The 4341-nt window shown below is 66.4% G+C and carries 3 protein-coding genes; all 3 read left to right on the top strand.

Translation table 11 applies throughout. The features are described 5' to 3' along the window. Positions 1 to 276 precede the first annotated feature (276 nt). A complete protein-coding gene (locus tag KGM94_RS23805; protein ID WP_300264724.1) occupies positions 277 to 1578 on the top strand; it encodes an O-acetylhomoserine aminocarboxypropyltransferase/cysteine synthase family protein in 1302 nt (433 codons plus the stop codon). 12 nt (positions 1579 to 1590) lie between these two features. Beyond that, positions 1591 to 2583: a homoserine O-succinyltransferase gene (locus KGM94_RS23800; protein WP_300264722.1), complete on the top strand. Its 993-nt coding sequence runs from the start codon at positions 1591 to 1593 to the stop codon at positions 2581 to 2583. Positions 2584 to 2678: 95 nt separating this feature from the next. Then, positions 2679 to 4341 (top strand): DNA helicase RecQ (gene recQ, locus KGM94_RS23795; RefSeq protein WP_300264719.1); only part of this gene is annotated, 1663 nt, incomplete at its 3' end.

The following is a 4341-nucleotide window of genomic DNA, read 5'->3' as shown; positions in this document are numbered from 1 at the left end:
CCATGGGTGCGATCCTGCCGCAGGCCCAGCTCGTGATTTCACAGATCGGTGAGCAGGTCCGGCGCGCGGTGAAGGGCTCTTAACCTTCTCCCCGCTGAGGAGAAGGAAGACGCATTCCTTCAAATTCTAGCCAATTCGCCGACGTTCGTTAGGGTTACTTCGTCGATGTCTAGGCGAATTATTGCCGGCTTTACCGCCCGCCTCTAACACGAAGGCGACGGACAACGCACATCCAGATACCCAATAAAGTGCGGCCCGCCGACGCGGAGGTGGACGATGCGCAGCGAAACGATCGCGATTCACGCCGGCTACGAGCCAGAAGCGACCACACACGCGGTTGCCGTGCCGATCTACCAGACCGCCGCCTACGCCTTCGACAGCGCCGACCACGGCGCAGCGCTGTTCAATCTCGAAGCGGAAGGTTTTCGCTACAGCCGCATCGCCAACCCGACCAGCGCGGTGCTGGAGAAGCGCATCAGCTCGCTCGAGGGCGGCGTCGGCGCACTCGCCGTCGCCACCGGGCAGGCCGCGCTGCACTTCGCCTTCGTCAACGTCGCCGATCACGGCGGCAACATCGTCTCAGTGCCGCAGCTCTACGGCACCACGCACACGCTCTTGTCCCATATCCTGCCGCGCCAGGGCATCGTCGGCCGCTTCGCCGAGAGCGACAGGCCCGAGGCGATCGAGAAACTGATCGACGAGAACACCCGCGCCGTGTTCGCCGAGACCATCGGTAATCCCGCCGGCAACGTCTGCGACATCGAGGCGCTCGCCGGGATCGCGCATGCTCATGGCGTGCCGCTGATCGTCGACAATACCGTGGCGACGCCGATCCTGCTCAAGCCGTTCGACTACGGCGCCGACATCGCCGTGCACTCGCTGACCAAGTTCCTGGGCGGGCACGGCACCACGCTCGGCGGCGCCATCGTCGATTCCGGAAACTTCCCGTGGGGCAAGTATCCAGAGCGTTTCCAGGCCTTCAACAAGGCCGATGCCTCGTATCACGGCCTCGTCTATGCCGAGCGTTTCGGCAGGACCGCCTATATCGAGCGCGCGCGCAGCGTCTACCAGCGCACCATGGGCTCGGTGCTGTCGCCGTTCAACGCCTTCCTGCTGCTGCAGGGTATCGAGACGGTGGCGCTGCGCATGGAGCGCCACGTCGAGAACGCGCGCAAGGTCGCCGAATTCCTCCGCGCCGATCCGCGCGTCGCCTGGGTCAACTACACCGGCTTTCCGGACAGCCCCTATTATCCGCTGGTGCAGAAATATCTCAACGGCAACGCCTCCTCGCTGTTCACCTTCGGCATCAAGGGCGGCATGCAGGCCGGCAAGACCTTCTACGATGCGCTCAAGCTGATCACGCGGCTCGTCAATATCGGCGACGCCAAATCGCTGGCCTGCCATCCGGCCTCAACGACGCACCGACAGATGTCGACCGAGCAGCAGCGCACCGCGGGCGTGCTGCCGGAGACCATCCGCCTCTCCATCGGCATCGAGCATGCCCAGGACATCATCGAGGACATCGACCAGGCGCTGGACAAGGCCTGTCCGTCGACGCGCCTCGAGGCCGCGGAGTAAGAAACGACGCCGATGACCATCTTGATCGACAAGGATCAGGGTGTGCCGAGCCCGGCGCTGGCGCCGGCGCAGGGCGATGCGCGCGACGGCGCCGAGCTCACCATCGGGCTGGTCAACAACATGCCGGATCCGGCGCTGAAGGCGACCGAGCGGCAGTTCATGCGGCTGTTGCGGGCCGCCGCCGGCTCCAATCGCATCCGCTTCCATTGCTTCTCGCTGCCCTCGGTCGCGCGCTCGCCGGAAGCCCGCTGGCATGTGGAGAGCGAATATTCCGACCTGGCCGACCTCAAACGCCAGAAATTCGACGGGCTGATCGTCACCGGCGCCGAGCCGGTGGCGCCGCATCTCGACCGGGAGCCGTTCTGGCGCGATCTCACCGAAATCATCGACTGGGCCAAGGCCAATACGCGCTCGACCATCTGGTCGTGCCTTGCCGCCCATGCGGCGGTGCTGCACCTGGACGGCATCGCGCGGCGGCCGCTTCCGGTCAAATGCTCCGGCGTGTTCGACTGCGAGGCCGTGACGGACGACCCGCTGACGCAGGCGGCGCCGGCACCGCTGAAAATCTCGCATTCGCGGCTCAACGAGGTCGCGGAAGCCGATCTCGTCGGGCATGGCTACCAGGTGCTGACGCGCTCGAAACAGGCCGGCGTCGACATGTTCGTGCGGCAATATGCCAGCCGGTTCGTGTTCTTCCAGGGCCACCCCGAATATGACGCGCTGTCGCTGCAGCGCGAATATCTGCGCGACATCGGCCGTTATCTCGCCCGCGAGCGCGAGGCCTATCCGGTCCTGCCATCGAGCTATTTCGACGCGGCGACCGAGCAGAAGCTCGTGCGTTTCGAGAAGCGGGCAAGGCACCAGCGTCACCCCGCTTTGGCCGGCGAACTCCCGGCGCTCACCCTGCGGGCCGACGTCGCCGCCGGCAGCGCCGCGGCCGTCCTGTTCAGGAACTGGCTCGCCTACCTCGCCGAGAATGTCGCCGCCCCGCTCGCTCCGCGCTGACGCGGAGTCAAGCCAGTTCCGACCCGTCGACGATCTTGTCAGAATCGCCGCGGCATGCGACTGGCCCTGAGTCACGTCTCACGGCCAAAAACCCGATGTCCGCTTCTTCCAACGCAGCACTGCACGCGTCCGAGGGCACTCGCGACGCCCTGTCCGTGCTGCATTCGGTGTTCGGGCTGCCGGGCTTTCGCGGCGCGCAGGAAGAGATCATCCGCCACGTGGTCGGCGGCGGCAATTGTCTGGTCCTGATGCCGACCGGCGGCGGCAAGTCGTTGTGCTACCAGTTGCCGGCGCTGTTGCGCGAGGGCTGCGGCATCGTGGTGTCGCCGCTGATCGCGCTGATGCGCGACCAGGTCGCCGGCCTGATCGAATCCGGCGTCAACGCCGCGGCGCTGAACTCGTCGCTGACGCCGCAGGAGGCCTCCGAGGTCGAGCGGCGACTGATCGCGGGCGATCTCGACCTGCTCTATGTCGCGCCCGAGCGCCTGGTCACGCCGCGCTGCCTGTCGCTGCTGTCGCAAGCGAAGGTCGCGCTGTTTGCAATCGACGAGGCGCATTGCGTCTCGCAATGGGGCCACGATTTCCGCCCGGAATACGTCGCGCTGTCGGTGATCGCGGAGCGCTTTCCAGACGTACCGCGGATCGCGCTGACCGCGACCGCCGACGACCTGACGCGCCGGGAGATCGTCGAGCGGCTGGCACTGACCGGCGCGCCGCAATTCGTCTCGAGCTTCGACCGGCCGAACATCCGCTACGAGATCGTCGACAAGAAGAACTCGGTGGCGCAGCTCAAGGAGTTCATCCGCGAGCGGCACACCGGCGATGCCGGCATCGTCTACTGCCTATCGCGCAACCGGGTGGAGGAGGTCGCCGCCGCGCTCGACGATATCGGAATCCCGGCCCTGCCCTATCACGCCGGGCTCGAAAGCTCCGTGCGCTCGCGCAACCAGGACCGTTTCCTCAACGAGGACGGTATTGTCATCGTTGCGACCATCGCCTTCGGCATGGGCATCGACAAGCCCGACGTGCGTTTCGTCGCCCATCTCGACCTGCCCAAGAGCATCGAAGCCTACTACCAGGAGACCGGACGCGCCGGACGCGACGGCAAACCGTCGGAGGCCTGGATGGCCTATGGGCTGTCCGACATCGTGCAGCAGCGCCGCATGATCGACGAATCCGGCGCCTCCGACGAGTTCAAGCGGGTTTCGATCGGCAAGCTCGATGCGCTGGTGGGTCTCGCCGAAACCGCGCATTGCCGGCGCAAGCGCCTGCTCGCCTATTTCGGCGAGACGCTCGCGAGCGACAAGTGCGGCAATTGCGACAACTGCCTGTCGCCGCCGCGCCTGCGCGACGGCAAGATCCTGGCGCAGAAGCTGCTGTCTTGCGTCTATCGCACCGGGCAGCGTTTCGGCGCCATGCACCTGATCGACGTGCTGGTCGGGCGGATGACCGAGAAGGTGACGCAGTTCGGCCACGACAAGCTCTCGGTGTTCGGCATCGGCCGCGAGCTCAACGAGAAGCAGTGGCGCACGGTGCTGCGGCAACTGGTGGCGATGGGGCATCTCGCGAGCGACAGCGAGGCGTTCGGCGCGTTGAAGCTCACGGACTCCGCGCGCGGCGTGCTGCGCGGCGAGACCGAGGTGTGGCTGCGCGAGGATGCGCCGGGAACGCGCATTCGCGCCAGCCGCTCAAGGTCGCGGCGCGGCGATCTCACGCCGCCGCCGAACGCCGCGCAGGGCGACGTCGATCCCGAATTGC

The sequence above is a fragment of the Bradyrhizobium sp. genome (genome assembly GCF_028868675.1).
Lineage (GTDB): Bacteria > Pseudomonadota > Alphaproteobacteria > Rhizobiales > Xanthobacteraceae > Bradyrhizobium.
Note: the sequence above shows the minus strand (reverse complement) of the source record. Positions and strands in the feature narration are given on the sequence as shown.

Coding starts and splice junctions, on each gene's coding strand:
- KGM94_RS23805 (WP_300264724.1), top strand. CDS start 277: ATGCGCAGCGAAACGATCGCGATTCACGCCGGCTACGAGCCAGAAGCG.
- KGM94_RS23800 (WP_300264722.1), top strand. CDS start 1,591: ATGACCATCTTGATCGACAAGGATCAGGGTGTGCCGAGCCCGGCGCTG.